The sequence below is a fragment of the Streptomyces sp. S3(2020) genome (genome assembly GCF_013044505.1).
Lineage (GTDB): Bacteria > Actinomycetota > Actinomycetes > Streptomycetales > Streptomycetaceae > Streptomyces.
The window spans coordinates 35042-54133 of the sequence record NZ_JABERD010000049.1; the positions used below are offsets into that span (position 1 = coordinate 35042).

A 19092-nucleotide genomic window follows, 5' to 3' on the forward strand; every position below is an offset into this window, starting at 1 on the left:
TGGGAGACGGGCTGGGGCTGGCTGTCCAAAAGTATCAACGCAGCCGTCATGACCCAGGTTCCATGCGGTCTCCCAGGATGCACTGTGCGCCCGCTGGGACAAAGCTGTGGGGCATGGGTATCGAAGAGTACGGCGGCGGTCAGGGACCCCGGCCCGACGTTCTGGTCGTGACCACGAACGACATACCCGGCTTCCGGGTACAGGAGGTTCTTGGTGAGGTGTTCGGGCTGACGGTCCGCTCCCGGCACCTGGGGAGCCAGATCGGGGCGGGGCTGAAGTCGATGATCGGCGGTGAGCTCAAGGGGCTCACCAAGACGCTCGTGGAGACCCGCAACCAGGCCATGGAGCGGCTCGTCGAGCAGGCACGCGCGCGTGGTGCGAACGCGGTGCTGATGTTCCGCTTCGACGTGACCGAGGCGGCGGACGTCGGCACCGAGGTGTGCGCGTACGGGACGGCCGTGATCGTGACCCGGGAGTAGACCCTCTCCCTCCCGGGCCGGGACCTCACGGGGTGTGCCGGGCCGCGTTCGCGTCGATCGCGGCCCTGAGGTGCTCGGCGAGCCCTGGGCGCATGGAGTCGTAGAACGCCCTGAATCGCTCGTCGGACACGTACATCCCGCCCAGGGACCGGTGCATGTCGTAGGGGCACTCGTAGAACCAGCCGCAGATGTGCCGCCGGTGTTCCTCGGCCATGTCCATGGCCGCCTCGGACGCCGGAGGCTCACCGGCTGCCATCAGGCCGCTGTAGCGCTCGCTCCAGTCGGCCACTTCGGCCTGCATGCGTTTCCAGTCGTCCTTGGTGTAGCCCGCGGCACGGCGCTGCGACTCGGCGTACGCGTCCGTGCCGCCCCAGCGCTCTTCCGCCTCCTCGGCGTACTGCTCCGGATCCTTGTCGCCGAAGACCTCGAACCGCTCCTCGGGCGTGAGGTTGATACCCATCTTCCGTGCCTCCATGGCCTGCTCCACGGCCACCGCCATCTTCCGCAGCTTCTCGATCCGGGCGGTCAGCAACTCGTGCTGGCGGCGCAGGTGGGCGCGCGGGTCCGCGGCCGGATCGTCGAGCAGGGCGGCGACCTCCTCGAGCGGGAAGCCGAGCTCCCGGTAGAACAGGATCTGCTGCAACCGGTCGAGGTCGGCGTCGCTGTAGCGCCGGTGGCCCGCGTGGCTGCGCTCGCCGGGGGCGAGCAGTCCGATGTCGTCGTAGTGGTGCAGCGTGCGCACCGTCACTCCGGCGAAACCGGCGACCTGTCCCACGGAATAGCTCACTTCGTCCGCTCCCTTCTCGGTACGCCCTCCACGGTGCTGCCTCACGCCGCGTGAGGTGCAAGTCCGATCCGCTCGGGATCCCGAGCCGGTTCCTCCAGGTGTCGCGCCGGTTTTGTCCGTTTATCGTGAGCCCGTGGCCCAGGACACCGCGCAACAGGCAACGGCAGCCCCGGCTCGCGCGCTCCTCCCCTTGATCCTCCCCGCTCTGGTCGTGGGCGTGGGCGCGAGTCTGCTCTTCCTCGGAGTGAGCGAGGCGGCCGAGGCGCTCCAGGACGTGCTGTGGCAGAACCTGCCCGATGCCCTGGGGGTCGGCCGGTACTCCGTGCTGTGGACGATCGTCATGCTCACCGCCACCGGTGTGGTGGTCGGCCTCGTGGTGTGGAAGGTGCCGGGGCACGCCGGTCCCGACCCGGCGACCATGGGCCTGAACGCTCCCGTCCTGGCGCCCGCCGTGCTGCCCGGGCTGCTGCTGGCGACCGCGTTGATGCTCGCGGGCGGTCCCAGTCTCGGTCCCGAGAACCCGATCATCGCCGTGAACGTCGGGCTCGCCTTCTGGCTGGGCCGTCGGCTGCTCCCCCGGCTGCCGGGCGGGCTGTGGGCGGCGCTGGCGGAGGCGGCGACCATCGGCGCGCTGTTCGGCACCCCGGTGGCGGCGGCGCTCCTCATCTCCGAGGCGCTGGCGGGACGGCAGCTCAAGGGCGCGCTGTGGGACAACGTCTTCGCGCCGCTCGTCGCCGCCGCCGCGGGTGCCATCACGACCACTCTGGTGGCCCATCCGACCTTCGATCTGCATCTGCCCGCGCTCGGGCGGCCCGGCTGGGGCGATCTGCTGGCGGTGCTGGTGATCGCGTCCGCCGCCGCGCTGTTCGGCATGTGCGCCGTCCGTGCCTTCCCCTACGTCCACGGCGCCTTCGCGCGGCTGCGCCATCCGATGCTCATGCTGCCGGCCGGCGGGCTCGTGCTCGGGCTGCTGGGGGCGCTCGGCGGTCACCTCACCCTTTTCAAGGGGCTGGAGGAGGTCGGGGAGATCGCGGCCGACCCCGACGGCTGGTCGGCCGGGGAGTTCGCCACGATGACGGTGGTGAAGCTGGCCGCGCTGCTCGTCGCCGCGTCCTGCGGCTTCCGCGGCGGGCGGATCTTCCCGGCCGTGTTCGTGGGCGTCGCCTTCGGGCTGTGCGCCCATGCCCTGGTGCCCGGGGTCCATCCCGCGGTCGGTGTCGCCGCCGGGGTGCTGGGCATGCTCCTCGCCATCACCCGGCAGGGCTGGGTGAGCCTCTTCACCGCCGCCGTGCTGGTGTCCTCTCCGGCGATCATCGCCCTGCTGTGCATCGCCTCGCTGCCCGCCTGGCTGCTGGTGACCGGCCGCCCCCAGATGCAACTGCGCGCAGACGGAACCCCGGTCCGCTGAACCCCACCCCTGAGGAGTCGATCGATGCCGCTCCACCAAGGCCCCGAAACGCCCGACGAGCGCCCGCTGTCCGTCAACCCCTTCTTCGGCGAGGCCAACCCGGTCGCCGGTATGACCGAGGCACCGCCCAAACACCGGCTCCCGGACACTCCGCTGCCGCCCTCGACCGCGTACCAGCTCGTCCACGACGAACTGATGCTGGACGGCAACTCCCGGCTCAACCTCGCCACCTTCGTCACCACCTGGATGGAACCGCAGGCCGGGATCCTGATGGGCGAGTGCCGGGACAAGAACATGATCGACAAGGACGAGTACCCACGCACCGCCGAACTGGAGCGGCGCTGTGTGGCGATGCTCGCCGACCTGTGGAACGCCCCCGATCCGTCGACCGCCGTGGGCTGCTCGACGACCGGCTCCAGCGAGGCGTGCATGCTCGCCGGGATGGCGTTCAAACGGCGGTGGAGCAAGCGGAATCCGACGCCCGGGGCCCGCCCCAATCTCGTCATGGGGATCAACGTCCAGGTCTGCTGGGACAAGTTCTGCAACTTCTGGGAGGTGGAGCCCCGCCTCGTTCCCATGGAGGGCGACCGCTTCCACCTCGATCCGCAGGCCGCCGCCGCGCTGTGCGACGAGAACACCATCGGTGTCGTCGGCATCCTCGGCTCCACCTTCGACGGTTCCTACGAGCCGATCGCCGAGCTCTGCGCCGCGCTCGACGGACTCCAGGAACGGACCGGCCTCGACATCCCCGTCCATGTCGACGGCGCGTCCGGCGCCATGGTCGCTCCCTTCCTCGACCCGGAACTGGCCTGGGACTTCCGGCTGCCTAGGGTCGCCTCCATCAACACCTCGGGGCACAAGTACGGGCTCGTCTACCCGGGTGTCGGCTGGGCACTGTGGCGCGACAAGGAGGCCCTGCCCGAGGAACTCGTCTTCCGGGTCAACTACCTGGGCGGCGACATGCCGACCTTCGCCCTCAACTTCTCCCGGCCCGGCGCCCAGGTCGTCGCGCAGTACTACACCCTTCTGCGGCTGGGCCGCGAGGGCTACCGGGCCGTGCAGCAGTCCACCCGGGACGTGGCCCTGCGCCTCGCCGAACGTGTCGAGGCGCTCGGCGACTTCCGGCTGCTGACCCGGGGCGACCAGCTGCCGGTCTTCGCCTTCACGACCGGCCCCGATGTCACGGCGTACGACGTCTTCGATGTGTCCCGGCGGCTGCGGGAGAGCGGCTGGCTGGTCCCGGCGTACACCTTCCCGCCGAACCGGGAGGACCTGTCCGTGCTGCGCGTGGTGTGCCGCAACGGCTTCTCGGCCGATCTCGCCGAGCTGTTCGTGGAGGACCTGCGCCGGCTGCTGCCGGAGCTGCGCCGCCAGACGCATCCGCTGACCCGGGACAAGGAGGCGGCGACCGGGTTCCACCACTGAGCCGGGTGCCACCACCGGGCGGGGCGGCCGGTCCGGGTCCGTCAGGTGCCGTCGCCCAGGTCGAAGGTCGTCCAGTGGACCCCGTCGGCGGATATGCGGTACCTCCCGGCGCCGAAACTGTCGCCCCACAGATAGCCGAGCGGGGTCGTGGACACCCAGCCCTGTGGTCCCCGGCCGCCGGAGCGGGTGAAGGAACGGCCGTCATCCGTGCTGCGCCAGACGCCGTCCTCGCCGTGGACCGTGAGGCTGCCGTCGGCGGCGGCGATCGGGGCGCCGAGGATCGAGCGGGGTTCGACTCCCTCGCGATGCTTCCAGACCTGCTCCCAGGTGTGGCCGCCGTCGGTGCTGCGGTCGATCGCGAGCAGGCCGTTCTTCACGTCGTCCTCGTCGAGGAGCTGGCCGTGGTGGGCGGCGTAGAGCACGGAGCCGTCGGTCACCACGCTCATGCTCCAGCCCTTCGGCGCGGCGGGCATCACGGACGTACGCCAGCTCTTTCCCCGGTCCTCGCTCACGGCGAGCGTGGGGTTGCCGGAGAGCGGGTCCAGGCCGGAGGTGTAGAGCCGGGCACCGATCCGACCCGCCAGGGTCACGTCCCCCTTCAGCGGGGGCTGGTCGGCCAGCACCCGGTACTCCCCCGTGTCCGGCAGCACCGCCGCCAGCCGGGACCGGGCACAGCCGTTGCCCTCCTCGTCGGGCCGTGAGCAGTTCTCGACCAGGATCCCGCCCTCGGGGACCGCCGTCGTGGTGCCCGTCGGCTCGTTGGTCGCCTCTCGCCAGCTGTTCCCCGCGTCGCCGGTGAACCACGTGCGCTCCGGCGGTGGCCACTTGCCTTCGGTGATGAGCGCGCGGCCGGGTCCGAGGACGACGAGTCCGGCGGTGATGCCGAGGTCGCCCGTCACATCCGGAAGCGGCGAGGTCCCCAGCCTCCAGGCCCGGGCGCCCTTCTCCAGCACGGCGACTCTCTGCACGCACCGGGTCTTCCCGCACTCCGCGAGCAGCGCGAACCCGCTGCCGTCCGCGGCGAACCCGACATCGACCGCGCTCCCGGGCAGTCCGGTCCCCGACGGGACGCGGGCGGGCACCGCTGTCTGAGAGATGGCGGCCCGCCCGCCCGAGTCCGTCCGGGTACACGCCGTCATCACCGTCAGCAAGCCCAGCACGACGGCCACCACGACCGCCGCCCTTCCCCTGACCCACTCCATGCCGTCCCCCCGATCCCGGTCCGCGATGCACCGACATCTCTGGTACACCGCTCGCCGCGCCGGGGTTCCCACTTCCTCGCGACTTCCTCACGACGGCTTTCCGGGCGGCCCGTCCGGGCCCGGTCACCGGGCCCGGACGGACGGGCAGCGTGCGGGCCGACAGCCCGTACGGACGGGCAGCATGTGGGCCGACAGCCCGGACTGCTTACTTGCTCAGCGCCCCGAACCGCCGTACCGCCAGCGGAAAGAACACCGCCACCAGCGCCACCGGCCACACCACCGCCGCCCACACATGCCCCGGCTCCCCGCCCGGCCCGCCGAACAGGTCCCGTACCGCCGTGGCCGTCTGGGACATCGGGTTCCACTCCACGACCGTCCCCAGCCAGCCCGGCATCGACTCGGGCGTGGCGAAGGCGTTGGACAGGAAGCCCACCGGCCAGACCAGTATCTGCACGGCCTGCACCAGCTCCGGTTTGCCCGCGACCATCGCCAGGTGGATGCCGATCCAGAGCATCGCGAAGCGGAACAGCAGCAGGAGGCCGACGGCGCCGAGGAAGCCGGACACTCCGCCGTGCGCCCGCCAGCCGAGCGCGCAGGCGACACCGATCATCACCGCCAGGCCCAGCGCCGACTGGAGCATGTCGGCCACCGAACGCCCCACCAGCACCGCCCCGTTGGTCATGGGCATCGCGCGGAACCGGTCGATGACGCCCTTGTTGAGGTCCTGGGTGACGGAGAGCATCGTGCCCTCCAGGCCGAAGGCCATGGTGAGCGCGAGCATGCCGGGGACCAGGTAGTCGACGTAGTCACCGCTCACGCCCCGGCCGCCGCCGACCAGATAGGCGAACATCAGCAGGAGCATGACCGGGAAGACCAGCCCGACCACGACCTGCACCGGCTGCCGCGCCCAGTGGGCGAGTTCACGCCGGGTCATGGTCCAGGAGTCGGTCAGCGCGTACGAACGCCCCGACGCCACCGCACCCGCACCCGCACCCGCACCCACACTCGTACTCACGCGGCCTCCTCGACCCGTCGGTCCCCATCCGTGAGGTGCAGGAACACCTCGTCCAGCGTCGGCCGCCGCAGCGCCACGTCCTCCGCCTCGATCCCGGCCTCCTCCAGCGCCCGTACGACCCCGGAGAGCGCCGCCATCCGGTCGGTGACCGGGGCGCTGAGCAGCCGGCGGTCGGTGTCGACCGAGACGCCCGCCTCTGGCAGCGGCAACAGGGCGACCGCCGCGCCCAGTTGGCCCTCGTCGCGCAGTACTACGTCGATGCGGTCGCCGCCCGTCAGGGCCTTCAGCTCGTCCGGTGTGCCGTCGGCGATCACCCGGCCGGCGTCGACGACCGAGATGCGGTCGGCGAGCTGGTCGGCCTCGTCGAGGTACTGCGTGGTCAGCAGGACCGTCGTACCGCCGCCGACGAGGGTGCGGACCGCGGACCACACCTCGGCGCGGCCGCGCGGGTCGAGGCCGGTGGTGGGTTCGTCCAGGAAGAGCACCTCCGGCTCGGTGATCAGGGAGGCCGCGAGATCCAGGCGGCGGCGCATGCCTCCGCTGTAGGCGCGGACCGGTTTGCGGCCGGTGCCGGTCAGGTCGAAGCGGACCAGGAGCTCGTCGGCACGCGCGCGTGCCCGGCGGGCGCCCAGGTGGTAGAGGCGGCCGAACATCTCCAGGTTCTGCCGGCCGCCGAGTTCCTCGTCGAGCGCCGCGTGCTGGCCGAGCAGGCCGATGCGGAAGCGCACCTCGTGCGCCTGCCGTACGACGTCGTGGCCTGCCACCTCGATACGGCCCGCGTCCGGCCGGAGCAGGGTGGACAGGATGCGGACCAGGGTCGTCTTGCCCGCGCCGTTGGGCCCGAGCACTCCGTGCACCGTGCCTCGCCCGACCTCCAGGTCGAGGCCGTCCAGTGCGTTCTTTGCGGTGGTGGTGCTGCCGTACTTCTTGCGTGCCCCTTCGACGGTGATCGCCGCGTCGGCCACTGGGACTCCTTCGCTAGTCAAACTTGACTACCAGCTCGAAGCTAATACCCCGAAGCCAATTGGTCAAACTTGATTAGCGGGCGTCCTCCGGATGCCGCTCCCCCGTCGCGTACGGGTTCACCTGGTCCTCGGCGAGGACACCGACGAACGGCTCGCCCTCCCCCGCGAAGGTGTAGGCGCCGTCCTCGATCCGGGAGATCAGCCCCTGGGTCCACTCGGCCTCCGCGTCGGCCGTGTGCACCCAGAGATTCATGATCTCGCCGATATGACCGAGCTGCCCCGGCCCCTCCTCGGGGATGTAGTGCTCGGTGACGGCCGAGCGCCACTCCTCGATCCTGCGGGTGCGCTCCTTGAGCAGGGCCACCGCCTCGGCGCGCGGCAGGTCGACCATGCAGCCGATGGCCGCCGACTTCATGTCCATCTTCTGGTCGTACGAGGTCAGCGCCTCGCGCACCAGACCGAGGTACTCCTCGGTGCCGGCCTCGGTGATCTCGTACTCCGTGCGCGGTGGTCCGCCCGCGGTGGACGGCGCGATCTCGTGCGCGTGCAGCAGTCCCTGCTTGGCCATCTGCTTCAGGGCGTGGTAGATCGAGCCGGGCTTGGCGTTGGACCACTCGTGCGCGCCCCAGTACTCCAGGTCGTTGCGCACCTGGTAGCCGTGGGTCCGCCCGTGCTGGCGCACCGCGGCCAGCACGAGGAGACGGATCGTTGACATGCGGTCCAGGTTATGACCTCAGCTCTGCGCCAGTCCCACCAGCTCGAAAGCCGTCTTCCCGTCGAGGGACTCGCGGATGATGTCGGCGTGCCCCGCGTGCCGGGCCGTCTCGCGGATCAGGTGCAGAACCAGCCAGCGCATGGAGACCGACTCGTCCGGCGGGAACCAGGGTTCGTCCGGGAGCGCGAAGGTGTCGTCGAGGCTGGGCACCGAGCGGACGAACGCCTCCGTCTCGGCGGCGACCTTCTCCCAGTACGCCAGTTGCTGCTCCACGCTCTCGCCGTCGACCAGAGCGAAACACTCGTGCCAGTTCGACTCGTCCCGCTTCACCGCCGGCGCCTCGCCCTTGGCCCGTGCGACCCAGCCCTGCTCGACCTCGGCGACGTGCTTGAGCAGGCCCGCCAGGGACAGTTCGCTCGCGCTGGGCCTGCCGGACGCCTGTTCGTCGGTCAGCCCGAGCACGGACCGGCGGATGCCGCCGCGCTGCTCGGCGAGGAAGGAGAGCAGTGCGCCGCGCTCGTCGCCGTACGCCTCGGCTCGCACGTGAGTGACCATGACCGGTGCCTTTCGTCGGGGATCGGGGCCCGGAGGCCTCCTGACACAGACGAAGTTACGGGGGCTTGCGGTCAGCTTCTGTCCTCAAGGACAAGGCTCGCTGAGGGATCCGCCGGGAGAACGCCGGAGCCGGCGACCTGGCCCCTCAGGGCCCGGTCGCCGGCTCCGTACGGTTCGTGCGCGTCGCTCAGAACGGGAAGCCGCTGCGGCCGTGCTGGACCGAGATCCACTTCAGCGTGGTGAAGGCGTCCAGCATCGTCTCGCCGTTGAGGCGGCCGACGCCGGAGCTCTTCTCGCCGCCGAAGGGGACGATCGGCTCGTCGTGGACGGTGCCGTCGTTGACGTGGAACATGCCGGTGTCGACGCGCTTGGCGAAGTTGACGCCGCGCTCGATGTTCGCGGTGTGGACGGCGCCGCTGAGGCCGTACGGGGTGTCGTTGACGACACGGACCGCGTCCTCCTCGCCGTCGACCGGGATGAGGAAGGCGACCGGGCCGAAGACCTCCTGGTGGAGGAGGGCGGAGCCGGCCGGGATGTCCGTGAGGACCGACGGCGAGACCAGGTTGTCGGTCGTCTCGCCGCGCACCAGGGCCGTCGCGCCCTCGGCTATCGCCTGCTCGACGGTGCTCGCGAGGGCGTCCGCCTGGGAGGAGTTGATGACCGGGCCGATCACCGTCTCCGGGTCGCGCGGGTCGCCCACCTTGAGGCTCTTGACCTTCGCGACGAACTTCTCGGTGAACTCGTCGGCGATCGAGCGGTCCACGAGCACGCGGTTGGCGGCCATGCAGACCTGGCCCTGATGGACGTACCGGCTGAAGACCGCGGCGTCGACGGCGTAGTCGATGTCGGCGTCGTCGAGCACCACGATGGCGCTGTTGCCGCCGAGTTCGAGGACCGAGCGCTTGAAGTGCGAGGCGGTGACGGTGGCGACGTGGCGGCCGACCTTGTCGGAGCCCGTGAAGGAGATGACCTTCGGAATGGGGTGCTCGATGAAGGCGTCGCCGATCTCCGCGATGTCGGTGACGACCACGTTGAGGAGACCCTTGGGCAGGCCCGCGTCCTCGAAGATCTTCGCGACCAAGGTGCCGCCGGTGATCGGGGTGTTCTGGTGCGGCTTCAGCACGACGCCGTTGCCGAGCGCCAGCGCCGGGGCCACCGACTTGATCGACAGCAGGAACGGGAAGTTGAAGGGGCTGATCACACCCACCACGCCCACCGGCACCCGGTAGACGCGGTTCTCCTTGCCGTCGATCGGCGACGGGATGATGCGGCCCTCGGGGCGCAGCGACAGATGGATCGCCTCGCGCAGGAACTCCTTGGCGAGGTGGAGCTCGAAGCCGGCCTTGACGCGCGTGCCGCCGAGCTCGGCGATGATCACATCGGTGATCTCCTGCTCGCGCTCCTTGATCAGGCCGAGCGCCTTCTCGAAGACCCCGCGACGGGCGTACGGGTTGGTGTCGGCCCACTCCTTCTGGGCGCGGGCGGCCGCCTGGTACGCCTCGTCGACCTCGTCGACCGTGGCTATGGTGATCGACGCCAGCTTCTCACCGTCGTACGGGTTGAAGTCGATGATGTCCCACGAGCCGGTGCCCGGGCGCCACTCACCGTCGATGTACTGCTGGGCCAGATCAGTGAAGTACGACGACATGTGATCCCCAAATCGCTAGCAGACGCACGCGACGCGCGATCGACGTCACGGTCTGATCACGCGTCATCGTACTTGTGCGACAAGCGAGTTGGGGACGCAGAGCGATGTTCTGGGGAAAACCCTAGGAGACTTTGCGAAGATCCCGGGAGCACTCAGGAGAGTTGGAGGAGGCCGCGCAGCAGATCCCGGCTCTCGTCCGGGCCCGGACTGTCCTGCTGGAGCTCCTTGAGCGCCTTCTCGTACTGGGCGACGTCCTCGCGCTTGTCCAGGTACAGGGCGCTGGTGAGCTGCTCCAGATAGACCACGTCCGAGAGGTCGGACTCGGGGAAGCTGAGGAGCGTGAAGGCGCCGGACTCGCCGGAGTGGCCGCCGAAGCCGAACGGCATGACCTGCAACCGCACGTTGGGCTGCTCGGAGACCTCGATGAGATGCTGGAGCTGACCCCGCATCACCTCGCGGTCGCCGTACGGCCGGCGCAGGGCCGCCTCGTCGAGGACGATGTGGAACTCGGGGCCGCCCACTTCGGCGAGGTACTTCTGGCGTTCCAGACGCAGCGCCACCCGCTTCTCGACGTCGGCCTCGCTCGCACCCTTCATACCGCGCCGCACCACCGCGCGGGCGTAGGCCTCGGTCTGGAGCAGGCCGTGCACGAACTGCACCTCGTACACCCGGATCAGGGTGGCCGCGCCCTCCAGGCCGACATAGGTGGGGAACCAGCTCGGCAGGACGTCGGAGTAACTGTGCCACCAGCCCGCGACATTGGCCTCGCGGGCGAGGGAGAGCAGCGAGGCGCGCTCCTGCTCGTCCGTGATGCCGTACAACGTCAGCAGGTCCTCGACGTCCCTCGTCTTGAAGCTCACCCGGCCCAACTCCATCCGGCTGATCTTCGACTCCGAGGCGCGGATGGAGTAGCCCGCGGCCTCGCGGGTGATTCCGCGTGCCTCACGCAGTCGCCTGAGTTGCGAGCCGAGCAGCATGCGCCGCACCACCGATCCGGGCTCTCCCGCGCTCACGTTCGCCAGCCTCCCCAGCCGTCTTCAGGAGCCGAAGTCTGCCACTAAAACACTTCGAGCTGTACTCGTCCGATTACAGAGATGGAAAGAAGCCAAAGATTCCACACAGCAGGAGGGGAGGAGAAGGCAAGAGAGGTAAGGAAGTTGGCGGAAAAAATGCCCAACAAGCGGTACGGGAGCATCCAATTCGGTCACGTGCACGTGCATCTGCACCTTGCATCTGCACTCCTCATCCGAAACCATGGTCCCGCGCAACCGCTGCATCGCAACGACCGCGAACCTCCGGGAGTGCCTCGCATGGGGACGAATGGATCGACCATGCTCGAGCCGTTACGGCAGGGCCTTCCGCCGCTGGATCCCGCGGCCGTGTCCAACGCCGCCTCCTGTGCCCTTCCCGCCCGCTACGAAGCGGTGCGCGAGGCACGGCAGTTCACCCGCAGAACGCTCGACCAGTGGGACATAGGCGACCGGTTCGACGACGTCTGCCTGGTGGTCTCCGAACTGGTCACCAATGCCCTGCGGCACGGTCTGCCGACGAGCAACGGACACGCGCCCGAACAGATTCCGCCCGTGCGGCTGCATCTGATGCGCTGGACCGAGCGACTGGTGTGCGCGGTGCGCGATCCCAGCCACGACAGTCCGGTCGCGCGCGACTCGGACGACTTCTCGGCGGAGTCCGGGCGGGGTCTGTTCCTCGTCGACTCCTTCGCGGACGGCTGGGGATGGCATCCGCTCGCGGGCACGCTCAACGGCAAGGTCGTCTGGGCGCTGTTCCGTCTGCAGTCCGCCGAGTGAGGCGCCGCGGCGTTTTTCGAGGCCACGGTTCTACGCGCGTCACAGGGCGTGAGACGTCGATCGCCCTGAGTCGTCCACGCTGTGCCGGGATGCCGGTTCCCGCAGGTCAGCCCAGTACCAGGTGGTCGAACTCGCCGTCCTTCACCCCGAGCAGCATCGCCTCTATCTCGGCGCGCGTGTAGACGAGCGCCGGACCGTCGGGGAACCGGGAGTTGCGCATGGCCACGCCTCCGTCGGGGAGGCGTGCGAACTCGACGCAGGAACCCTGCGAGTTGCTGTGCCGGCTCTTCTGCCAGGCCACCCCGTTCAGCTCCGTGGCTGCCATGCCGTTGTACACGTCGTTGTACACGTCGTGGTCCACAGGTCGCTCCCCGGTGGTGCGGTGGCCTTGGGGCCATTGATGCAGAGGTCAACTGGTCCGGATCATAGCTCTGTTCACGTGCAGATGCATGAGCAGATGCACGTGCACGCGGGGTGGTCCTGTGGTTACAGATGTGACGTACGGGGCGCCGGATACGTTCCCCCGCACCCTGGCCCCTCGGCTTAACCCCCGCGTGTATGAGGTATAGACGCGTACCGCGCCTGTTGTGTTCCAAGCTTCACCTAATCGTGCGGAGGCAAAGTTCGGCCCCGGCGTGAACCGTGTCCACGCCGGGGCCTCGGGAGGGGGCGGGCGATCAGCGGTTGCCGTACGGCAACAGTGCCATCTCCCGGGCGTTCTTGATGGCGCGGGCCAGCCGGCGCTGCTGCTGGGCCGTGACGCGGGTGACCCGGCGGCTGCGGATCTTGCCGCGGTCGGAGATGAACTTCCGCAGCAGATCGGTGTCCTTGTAGTCGATATAGGTGATCTTCGCCTGGTCCAGCGGGTTGGGACGGTTCTTGGCGGGCTTGCGCTCGGGCTTGCGGGGCATGCGGGTCAGACCTCCAGGAGGGTGTCGAAGGCGGGCGGCAGCCGCTTCCAGGCGTCGCGGCCCGCGGCGTACTCGGTGTCGGTGAGCAGGCAGTGCTCCAGCAGCCGTTCGAGGCCGTCGCGGTCCAGGGCGGGCGACGTGAACACCAGGTGCTGACAGCAGTCCCCGTGCTCGGGGTGCCAGTCCATCGCGGCGGCGGCGCGGCGCACCGGCGGCACCAACTCCCAGGCCGCGTCCGGCAGGGAGGCGAGCCAGGGGCCCGCGCTCTCCACGCACAGCGCCCCGCCGGCCGCGTCCCAGTGCAGCAGCACATCCGGTTTGTCGGCCAGCCAGAACCGGCCACGGCTGCGGGCGGCCGCACAGGTGATGTCCTCCAGCGCCTCGTACAGCCGCTCCGGGTGGAAGGGACGGCACCGGTGCCAGACCAGCGTGGAGACACCGTGGGCGTCCGCCTCGGCGGGGAGGAGGGCGCAGGCGGGATGCTGGGCGGCGGCCGCGGCCTCCACGTCGAAGCCGGCGAGGGCGGCCGCCGCGAGGGGCGAGTGTGCGGATGCCCGCGCATCGGGCTGTGCGCCGGGCCGCACGTCCGCCGGGTCGGCGTGGCCGATCGGGACCTGGCGGGCCGTCGGATGCAGTTGCGCGAGCAGCTCGCGGTCCTCGTCGTCGGCCGCCTCCGAGTCGGCCACGGCGAGGACGGGGGCGTACTCCAGCTGGCGGGCGAAGGTGTCGGCGACCGTGCGCTGGTCGGTGGCGGCCGCGGCGAGGCCGCGCTCGGCGAGGTCGTCGCCGTTGCCCAGGTACGGCAGGACCAGCGCCGGGTCGACGGCGGTGACGACGCCGGTGACGGTGAGCCCGCCGGCCGTGACGACCTCGGCCATGGCCTTGGGCTCCACCGAGTCCCACAGCTCGACGACCGCGAGCCGCGTGAAACCGTCGTCGGCCAGTCGGAGCAGCTCGGGCACCAGGTCTTCGCGCAGCGCACAGCACGCGCAGTCGTTGACCAGGGGCGCCTCCCCCGCGGCGAGGATCCCGGAGACGTCGCGGATGGTCCGTACGACCGTGCCCGCCGCGGCCGTCGCCAGGTCGTGGTGGAGGACGACGCTGCCCGGCACGTCGGCGAGCAGCCGCTCGACGGCCGCCTTGCGGGCGTCGGCGTGCAGCCCGCCGACGATCACGACGGAGAGCCCCGAGGACGATGTCACGGGGTCAGCCCTTCTTTCCGTACCGGCGCTCGAAGCGCTCCACGCGTCCGGCGGTGTCCAGCACGCGCGCGGTGCCGGTGTAGAAGGGATGGCTGACGTTCGAGATCTCGACGTCGACGACCGGGTAGGTGTGGCCGTCCTCCCAGTCGATCGTCTTCTCGCTCGTCATCGTCGAGCGGGTCAGGAAGGCGTAGTCCGCCGCGCGGTCGCGGAAGACGACCGGGCCGTAGGACGGGTGGATTCCGTTGCGCATGGCGGTGGTCAGCGCTCCTCTCGGAAGTCGACGTGCCGACGGACGACCGGGTCGAACTTGCGGAGCGTCATACGGTCCGGGTCGTTGCGGCGGTTCTTGCGGGTGACGTAGGTGAAGCCGGTCCCCGCCGTGGAGCGGAGCTTGATGACCGGGCGGAGTTCGTTGCGTGCCATGCTGGTATCTTACTGAAAATGAATTCCATTTACACAACTGCTTCGAGAGAGGTGCGTCACCCGTGTCCGCCCACTGCATGCTGACCGGCGCCCGTCCCGGCTTCGGCAACCGCATCTCCCACTCCCACCGGCGCACTTCGCGCCGCTTCGACCCCAACATCCAGTCCAAGCGCTACTGGCTGCCCAGCGAGGGCCGGCACGTCCGGCTGCGGTTGAGCACGAAGGGGATCAAGACCGTCGACGTCATCGGCGTCGAGGCGGCCGTCGCCCGCATCCGCGCCCGGGGAGTGAAGGTCTGATGGCCAAGAAGAGCAAGATCGCGAAGAACGGGAAGCGGCAGGAGATCGTCGCCCGGTACGCCGGGCGCCGCGCCGAGCTGAAGGAGATCATCCGGCGCCCGTCCTCGACGGATGCCGAACGGATCGCCGCCCGGCAGGAGTTGGACCGGCAGCCACGGGACGCCAGCGCCACGCGCGTGCGCAACCGGGACCAGGTGGACGGGCGGCCGCGCGGCTACTTCCGCGCCTTCGGCCTCTCCCGCGTCGGCCTCCGGGAGCAGGCGCACGCCGGGTACCTTCCGGGGGTTCGTAAGTCCTCCTGGTAGCTTGCTGCGGTCGTTGCGTCGACCGCTACAGCTAGGAGCCTCCAGTGACTTCGGCGATCTTCTCGCGCACCACGTCCCACCGGCGGATGCGGGTCGCGGCGGCGGCCGTGTCCCTGGCGGGCGTGCTCGCGCTGACCGCGTGCAGCGGGGACGGCGACTCCGACGACTCCTCGTCGCCGAGCACCGGTACATCGTCGACGGCGACCGCGGACACGGGAGGCGGGACCGGCGGATCGGCCTCCTCGTCGGCTTCCGCCTCCGCGTCGGACGAGCTCGCGGGCAGCTGGCTCGCCACCACCAAGGGCAAGGCCGTCGTGCTGATGGTCAACGGCACGGAGGCCGGGCTCTTCGCAACCGGCGGGACCATCTGCAGCGGGACCGCGGGCGAGGAGGACGGCATGCGGATGATCCGCCTCAAGTGCACGGACGGCAGCAAGGACCGACAGGCCGGAATGGTCGACTCCGTCAGCAAGAGCGGCCTCAAGGTGACGTGGGAGGGCGGTCTGGGCACGGAGACGTACCAGAAGGCGGAGGGCGGCCAGCTGCCGTCCGGACTGCCGACGGCGAGCCTGGGCTGATCCTCGTCACGGATCCCCCGCTTCGTGCGTGATGATCCACGCACGCGTACACCCAGCACCTGAGCACCCAAGGACACCTCATGCGCGCCCTCCCCCTCGCCGCCGCCGTCCTCACCGCGGCCCTGACGCTGACCGCCTGCTCCTCCGACGACAGCGGAGACACCAAGGACAAGGCCGCCACGAGCAGCGCCAAGGGCGACACCGCCTGCGCGATCGGCGCGATGACGGTGCGGGTCGGGCCCGCCAACGCCGCGCCCGCCGCCGGCGACACCGGCAACGTGCCCGTCACGATCACCAACGGCAGCGGCGCCAAGTGCACCCTCGACGGCCTGCCCTCCGTCACCCTCGGCACGGTCGCCGTCGAGCCGGACCCGTCCGCCAAGGCCACGAGGACGACGCTCGCCAAGGGCGCCGAGACCTCCTTCACGCTCACCTACGTCATGGGCGAGGCCGGCGGCGACAGCCTCGCCGTGACGGAGGGCAGGTTCAGCCTGCCCGGGTCCTCCGACACACACGACTTCACGTGGTCGTACGGCGATGTCGCCGTGCGGAGCGACGGGAAAACACCGGACGCCTCGGTGAGCGGGTTCCAGACGTCCGGCGACTAGGCGACTAGCCGAGTCGCCGTCGGGACCTCACCTGCGCCCGGTCCGCCGCCTCCGAGCCCTCGACCCAGCCCGCCTCGTCGCTGACGCCGCGCAGCCGGGTCGTGGTCGTCTCGGGGAACATCCGGTCGAGGCGGCCGGTGACCGCGACCTCGCGGGTGGCGAGGACCGGGAGCAGGTCGTCGCTCACCTGGGTCTCGGCCGCGGCCCGCAGGCGGACTCCCACGCGGTGGGCGTAGGCCGCGAGGAAGGACTGCCGGAAGGTCTTGGTCCGCTTCCGGCCGCCCGCCCGCTGGGCCGCCTCCGCCCCGGCCATCGCCGTCGTGGCCTGGACGAGCAGGGAGGTGTAGAGCAGTTCCACCACCTCCAGATCGGGTTCGAAGCCGACGACCGTGGAGAAGGCGAGCGGTTCGTTCCACACCGCCCGGCAGTGGTTCGCCGTCGCCACCGCGTCCAGCAGCACCGCCTTGGCCTGCTCGTACGGCGGTTCGACCCCGATCCGGCAGGCGCCGGGGGTGTCGTGCGTGGGCGCCCGCGCGTCCAGGAGCGCCTCGTCGACGCTGTGCCGGGCCATCAGCTCCTGCGCCTTGGCACTGAGCGCCTCCGCCTCCTCCGGGTAGTCCGTCCCCTCGGCCTTCGCGAGCAGCGCGCGGATGCGGGTGAGCATGCGGGACTCGGGGTGCGCCGTGCGGCCGGCCGGCTCGTCGAGGGGCTCCAGGGCGGGCAGGCGCAGCAGCAGCCGGTACAGCTCCAGCACCGCGGTGGCCCGGGAGAAACGGTCCTGTGGCGGGGCGTCGGCCGTCAGCTCTTCGAGCTGGGCCCGCCAGCGGGGACCGCGCGCACGGTCGTCGGGCGCCTGCGCGTGGATCAGCGCCGATGCCAGGCGTACGTGGACGTCGTCCAGCTCCCGTCGCACGATCCGTACGACGTCGGCGGGCTGCCAGCCGCGCCGCCAGGCCGCCGCCACGAACTCCCTTCCCCGGCGCTCCAGTTCGGCGTCGGCCGTCCTGTCGGCGGCGAGGAGGGAGGCCGCGGTGTCGAGGGCGGAGTCGGCGTCCGTGTAGAGGGCCGCTTCGAAGGCGCGGTCGACGGTGCCGGGGGAACTGCCTCCGGGCGTGCTGTTGCCGGGCGTGCTGCCGCCGTGGGTGCTGCCTCTGCGGGTCCTGCCGCCGGGGGTGCTGCTGGTCACGGGGCGATCGTCTCACTCTCCGAAAATCGGGTGCCGCCGCCCGTGCGGGCTTCGAGCATGGCCGCATGGTGGACATGTCTCTCTACGCGGCCTTCCTCGTGGCCGCTTTCGCGCTCTGTGTGACTCCCGGCCCCGACATGATGTTCATCGTGGCGATGGGCGGACGGGGTGGCCCCGCGGCCGGGGTGATGGCGGCGTTCGGGGTGGCCTGTGCGATGTTCGTGCACACGGTGGCCGCGGCGCTCGGACTGTCGGCGCTGTTCCTGGCGCTGCCGACGCTGTATCACGTGCTGCGCTGGGCGGGCGCGGCCTATCTGCTGTACCTCGCGGTGAAGGCGTTCCGGGACCGTTCGCCGGTCGGCGAGGGGATCGTGACCGGGCCGGGCATGCGGCGGGCCTTCTGGCAGGGCGCCGTCACCAACCTCCTCAACCCCAAGGTGATCCTCTTCAACGTGGCGTTCCTGCCCCAGTTCGTGGCGCCCGAGAAGGGGCACGTGTGGGAGCAGTTCCTGGTGCTCGGGCTCACGATCACGGTCATGGGCTTCGCGGTCGACGGTTCGATCGGACTGCTCTCCGGCAAGCTCTCCGCGCTGCTGCGGCGCAGTCGGCGGGTGGCGCGGGGGCTCAACATCTTCAGCGGGACGGTGTTCACGGGGCTGGCCGTGCGGTTGGTGGCCGTGTCGCCGAAGTAGGGGCACGCGCGTGCGTGGGGGTGGGCGTGGGCGTGGAGCCACGCACGCGTGGAGGCATTTCACTGTCAACTCTCGGTTGACACCTTGTGGGTGTCAACCTAACGTTGACAGTATGACGACGAACCCCAACATCACGTCCTCCGTACGCCTCGACGACCTCATCGCGGCCATCAAGAAGGTGCACGACCAGCCGCTCGACCAACTTGAGGACGCGGTGATCGCGGCTGACCACCTCGGTGACGTGGCCGACCATCTGATCGGCCACTTCGTGGACCAGGCCCGGCGCTCGGGCGCCTCCTGGACCGACATCGGCAGGAGCATGGGCGTCACACGGCAGGCCGCGCAGAAGCGGTTCGTGCCGAAGGAGAGCGCGGACCCAGGTGCCAACCAGGACTTCAGCCGCTTCACGCCGCGTGCCCGCAACACGGTGATGGCCGCGCACAACGAGGCCGTCGCCGCCCGCAACGCCGAGGGCCGCCCCGAACACCTGGTCCTCGGCCTGCTGGCCGAACCGGACGCCCTGGCCGCCAAGGCGATCACCGCACAGGGCGTCCTCCTCGACTCCGTACGCCAGGCCGCCACCGCCGCACTGCCGCCGGCCGCCGAGGACGCCCCGGAGCTCGTCCCCTACGGCTCGGACGCCAAGAAGATCCTGGAACTCACCTTCCGCGAGGCCCTCCGCCTGGGCCACAACTACGTCGGCACCGAACACATCCTGCTGGCCGTGCTGGAGTTCGAGAACGGCGAGGGCGTGCTGTCGGGACTGGGCATCACGAAGGAGGCGGCGGAGGAGAACGTGACGGCGGCGTTGGCGGAGATCCAGGGCAAGCAGGGCTGATCCCCTGGACGTATCCCGTGGACGTGGGCGTGGACGGGGG

24 protein-coding genes are annotated in these 19092 nt (G+C 70.4%); 10 read left to right on the top strand and 14 right to left on the bottom strand.

The window, feature by feature from the left end; all coding sequences use genetic code 11:
• Window positions 1–113 precede the first annotated feature (113 nt).
• Entirely contained in the window at window positions 114–479 is a 366-nt protein-coding gene (locus HLK59_RS18005; protein WP_171142463.1) for a YbjQ family protein, read from the top strand.
• Window positions 480–504: 25 nt separating this feature from the next.
• On the opposite strand, the gene HLK59_RS18010 is transcribed toward HLK59_RS18005, so the two are convergent.
• Window positions 505–1266 (bottom strand): MerR family transcriptional regulator, encoded by a 762-nt coding sequence (locus tag HLK59_RS18010; RefSeq protein ID WP_171142464.1) that lies wholly within the window; start codon window positions 1264–1266, stop codon window positions 505–507.
• A gap of 133 nt (window positions 1267–1399) precedes the next feature.
• On the opposite strand from HLK59_RS18010, the gene HLK59_RS18015 reads away from it, so the two are divergent.
• Together HLK59_RS18015 and HLK59_RS18020 are read left to right on the top strand one after the other, a co-directional pair.
• Window positions 1400–2674, top strand: coding sequence for an ion channel protein (locus HLK59_RS18015; protein WP_171142465.1), 1275 nt, complete (start codon window positions 1400–1402; stop codon window positions 2672–2674).
• Window positions 2675–2698: 24 nt separating this feature from the next.
• The gene (locus tag HLK59_RS18020; RefSeq protein ID WP_171142466.1) at window positions 2699–4099 is read left to right on the top strand and encodes a glutamate decarboxylase; all 1401 of its coding nucleotides are present in this window, start codon (window positions 2699–2701) and stop codon (window positions 4097–4099) included.
• 41 nt (window positions 4100–4140) lie between these two features.
• Here the strand turns inward: HLK59_RS18020 and HLK59_RS18025 are convergent, their stop codons facing one another.
• The 7 genes from HLK59_RS18025 to HLK59_RS18055 all read right to left on the bottom strand — a co-directional run bounded on the left by HLK59_RS18025 (window position 4141) and on the right by HLK59_RS18055 (window position 11176).
• Window positions 4141–5301 (bottom strand): exo-alpha-sialidase, encoded by a 1161-nt coding sequence (locus HLK59_RS18025; RefSeq protein ID WP_171142467.1) that lies wholly within the window; start codon window positions 5299–5301, stop codon window positions 4141–4143.
• A gap of 205 nt (window positions 5302–5506) precedes the next feature.
• Window positions 5507–6235, bottom strand: coding sequence for an ABC transporter permease (locus tag HLK59_RS18030; protein ID WP_171142484.1), 729 nt, complete (start codon window positions 6233–6235; stop codon window positions 5507–5509).
• Window positions 6236–6312: 77 nt separating this feature from the next.
• Window positions 6313–7281, bottom strand: coding sequence for an ATP-binding cassette domain-containing protein (locus tag HLK59_RS18035; RefSeq protein ID WP_171142468.1), 969 nt, complete (start codon window positions 7279–7281; stop codon window positions 6313–6315).
• Window positions 7282–7354: 73 nt separating this feature from the next.
• Window positions 7355–7996 carry a PadR family transcriptional regulator gene (locus tag HLK59_RS18040; RefSeq protein ID WP_171142469.1) on the bottom strand — a complete coding sequence of 214 codons (642 nt, stop codon included), beginning with the start codon at window positions 7994–7996 and terminating at the stop codon, window positions 7355–7357.
• 18 nt (window positions 7997–8014) lie between these two features.
• Window positions 8015–8551, bottom strand: coding sequence for a DinB family protein (locus HLK59_RS18045; RefSeq protein WP_171142470.1), 537 nt, complete (start codon window positions 8549–8551; stop codon window positions 8015–8017).
• A 187-nt stretch (window positions 8552–8738) separates the two neighbouring features.
• The gene (locus HLK59_RS18050; protein ID WP_171142471.1) at window positions 8739–10199 is read right to left on the bottom strand and encodes an aldehyde dehydrogenase family protein; all 1461 of its coding nucleotides are present in this window, start codon (window positions 10197–10199) and stop codon (window positions 8739–8741) included.
• Window positions 10200–10351: 152 nt separating this feature from the next.
• A complete protein-coding gene (locus HLK59_RS18055; protein WP_171142485.1) occupies window positions 10352–11176 on the bottom strand; it encodes a helix-turn-helix transcriptional regulator in 825 nt (274 codons plus the stop codon).
• Window positions 11177–11530: 354 nt separating this feature from the next.
• Between HLK59_RS18055 and HLK59_RS18060 the strand changes: the two genes are divergently transcribed.
• Window positions 11531–12007, top strand: coding sequence for an ATP-binding protein (locus tag HLK59_RS18060; protein ID WP_240982482.1), 477 nt, complete (start codon window positions 11531–11533; stop codon window positions 12005–12007).
• 106 nt (window positions 12008–12113) lie between these two features.
• Here HLK59_RS18060 and HLK59_RS18065 read toward each other — a convergent pair whose 3' ends face one another.
• The 5 genes from HLK59_RS18065 to rpmG all read right to left on the bottom strand — a co-directional run bounded on the left by HLK59_RS18065 (window position 12114) and on the right by rpmG (window position 14546).
• The gene (locus tag HLK59_RS18065) at window positions 12114–12332 is read right to left on the bottom strand and encodes a DUF397 domain-containing protein (protein ID WP_206327272.1); all 219 of its coding nucleotides are present in this window, start codon (window positions 12330–12332) and stop codon (window positions 12114–12116) included.
• A 352-nt stretch (window positions 12333–12684) separates the two neighbouring features.
• On the bottom strand, window positions 12685–12918 hold the full coding sequence (gene rpsR, locus HLK59_RS18070) for a 30S ribosomal protein S18 (protein ID WP_171142474.1): 234 nt from the start codon (window positions 12916–12918) through the stop codon (window positions 12685–12687).
• Between the two features lie 5 nt (window positions 12919–12923).
• Window positions 12924–14120: a GTP-binding protein gene (locus tag HLK59_RS18075; protein ID WP_171142475.1), complete on the bottom strand. Its 1197-nt coding sequence runs from the start codon at window positions 14118–14120 to the stop codon at window positions 12924–12926.
• Window positions 14121–14124: 4 nt separating this feature from the next.
• A complete protein-coding gene (locus HLK59_RS18080; RefSeq protein ID WP_171142476.1) occupies window positions 14125–14373 on the bottom strand; it encodes a type B 50S ribosomal protein L31 in 249 nt (82 codons plus the stop codon).
• Window positions 14374–14381: 8 nt separating this feature from the next.
• Window positions 14382–14546, bottom strand: coding sequence for a 50S ribosomal protein L33 (rpmG, locus tag HLK59_RS18085; RefSeq protein WP_171142477.1), 165 nt, complete (start codon window positions 14544–14546; stop codon window positions 14382–14384).
• Between the two features lie 62 nt (window positions 14547–14608).
• Here rpmG and rpmB point away from each other — a divergent pair, with 62 nt between their 5' ends.
• From rpmB to HLK59_RS18105, 4 genes are all read left to right on the top strand, one after another.
• Entirely contained in the window at window positions 14609–14845 is a 237-nt protein-coding gene (gene rpmB / locus HLK59_RS18090) for a 50S ribosomal protein L28 (RefSeq protein ID WP_171142478.1), read from the top strand.
• Window positions 14845–15150, top strand: a complete 306-nt coding sequence (rpsN, locus tag HLK59_RS18095; RefSeq protein ID WP_171142479.1) for a 30S ribosomal protein S14 — start codon at window positions 14845–14847, stop codon at window positions 15148–15150. The genes rpmB and rpsN overlap by 1 nt, the downstream gene beginning before the upstream one ends.
• A 44-nt stretch (window positions 15151–15194) precedes the next feature.
• Complete coding sequence (locus HLK59_RS18100; RefSeq protein WP_346779756.1) at window positions 15195–15728, top strand: hypothetical protein; 534 nt, start codon at window positions 15195–15197, stop codon at window positions 15726–15728.
• Window positions 15729–15808: 80 nt separating this feature from the next.
• On the top strand, window positions 15809–16336 hold the full coding sequence (locus HLK59_RS18105; protein WP_171142480.1) for a DUF4232 domain-containing protein: 528 nt from the start codon (window positions 15809–15811) through the stop codon (window positions 16334–16336).
• A 4-nt stretch (window positions 16337–16340) separates the two neighbouring features.
• Here HLK59_RS18105 and HLK59_RS18110 read toward each other — a convergent pair whose 3' ends face one another.
• Window positions 16341–17522 (bottom strand): DUF2786 domain-containing protein, encoded by a 1182-nt coding sequence (locus HLK59_RS18110; protein ID WP_171142481.1) that lies wholly within the window; start codon window positions 17520–17522, stop codon window positions 16341–16343.
• A gap of 65 nt (window positions 17523–17587) precedes the next feature.
• Here HLK59_RS18110 and HLK59_RS18115 point away from each other — a divergent pair, with 65 nt between their 5' ends.
• Together HLK59_RS18115 and HLK59_RS18120 are read left to right on the top strand one after the other, a co-directional pair.
• Window positions 17588–18214: a LysE family translocator gene (locus HLK59_RS18115; protein ID WP_171142482.1), complete on the top strand. Its 627-nt coding sequence runs from the start codon at window positions 17588–17590 to the stop codon at window positions 18212–18214.
• Between the two features lie 112 nt (window positions 18215–18326).
• Window positions 18327–19052: a Clp protease N-terminal domain-containing protein gene (locus HLK59_RS18120; RefSeq protein WP_171142483.1), complete on the top strand. Its 726-nt coding sequence runs from the start codon at window positions 18327–18329 to the stop codon at window positions 19050–19052.
• The last annotated feature ends 40 nt before the right edge of the window (window positions 19053–19092 follow it).

Excerpts from the sequence above, each read along its gene's own strand:
- HLK59_RS18005 (WP_171142463.1), top strand. The coding sequence starts at position 114 with ATGGGTATCGAAGAGTACGGCGGCGGTCAGGGACCCCGGCCCGACGTT.
- HLK59_RS18020 (WP_171142466.1), top strand. The coding sequence starts at position 2,699 with ATGCCGCTCCACCAAGGCCCCGAAACGCCCGACGAGCGCCCGCTGTCC.
- HLK59_RS18025 (WP_171142467.1), bottom strand. The coding sequence starts at position 5,301 with ATGGAGTGGGTCAGGGGAAGGGCGGCGGTCGTGGTGGCCGTCGTGCTG.
- HLK59_RS18030 (WP_171142484.1), bottom strand. The coding sequence starts at position 6,235 with ATGACCCGGCGTGAACTCGCCCACTGGGCGCGGCAGCCGGTGCAGGTC.
- HLK59_RS18040 (WP_171142469.1), bottom strand. The coding sequence starts at position 7,996 with ATGTCAACGATCCGTCTCCTCGTGCTGGCCGCGGTGCGCCAGCACGGG.
- HLK59_RS18045 (WP_171142470.1), bottom strand. The coding sequence starts at position 8,551 with ATGGTCACTCACGTGCGAGCCGAGGCGTACGGCGACGAGCGCGGCGCA.
- HLK59_RS18050 (WP_171142471.1), bottom strand. The coding sequence starts at position 10,199 with ATGTCGTCGTACTTCACTGATCTGGCCCAGCAGTACATCGACGGTGAG.
- HLK59_RS18055 (WP_171142485.1), bottom strand. The coding sequence starts at position 11,176 with ATGCTGCTCGGCTCGCAACTCAGGCGACTGCGTGAGGCACGCGGAATC.
- HLK59_RS18060 (WP_240982482.1), top strand. The coding sequence starts at position 11,531 with ATGCTCGAGCCGTTACGGCAGGGCCTTCCGCCGCTGGATCCCGCGGCC.
- HLK59_RS18065 (WP_206327272.1), bottom strand. The coding sequence starts at position 12,332 with ATGGCAGCCACGGAGCTGAACGGGGTGGCCTGGCAGAAGAGCCGGCAC.
- rpsR (WP_171142474.1), bottom strand. The coding sequence starts at position 12,918 with ATGCCCCGCAAGCCCGAGCGCAAGCCCGCCAAGAACCGTCCCAACCCG.
- HLK59_RS18080 (WP_171142476.1), bottom strand. The coding sequence starts at position 14,373 with ATGCGCAACGGAATCCACCCGTCCTACGGCCCGGTCGTCTTCCGCGAC.
- rpmG (WP_171142477.1), bottom strand. The coding sequence starts at position 14,546 with ATGGCACGCAACGAACTCCGCCCGGTCATCAAGCTCCGCTCCACGGCG.
- rpsN (WP_171142479.1), top strand. The coding sequence starts at position 14,845 with ATGGCCAAGAAGAGCAAGATCGCGAAGAACGGGAAGCGGCAGGAGATC.
- HLK59_RS18105 (WP_171142480.1), top strand. The coding sequence starts at position 15,809 with ATGCGCGCCCTCCCCCTCGCCGCCGCCGTCCTCACCGCGGCCCTGACG.
- HLK59_RS18115 (WP_171142482.1), top strand. The coding sequence starts at position 17,588 with ATGGTGGACATGTCTCTCTACGCGGCCTTCCTCGTGGCCGCTTTCGCG.
- HLK59_RS18120 (WP_171142483.1), top strand. The coding sequence starts at position 18,327 with ATGACGACGAACCCCAACATCACGTCCTCCGTACGCCTCGACGACCTC.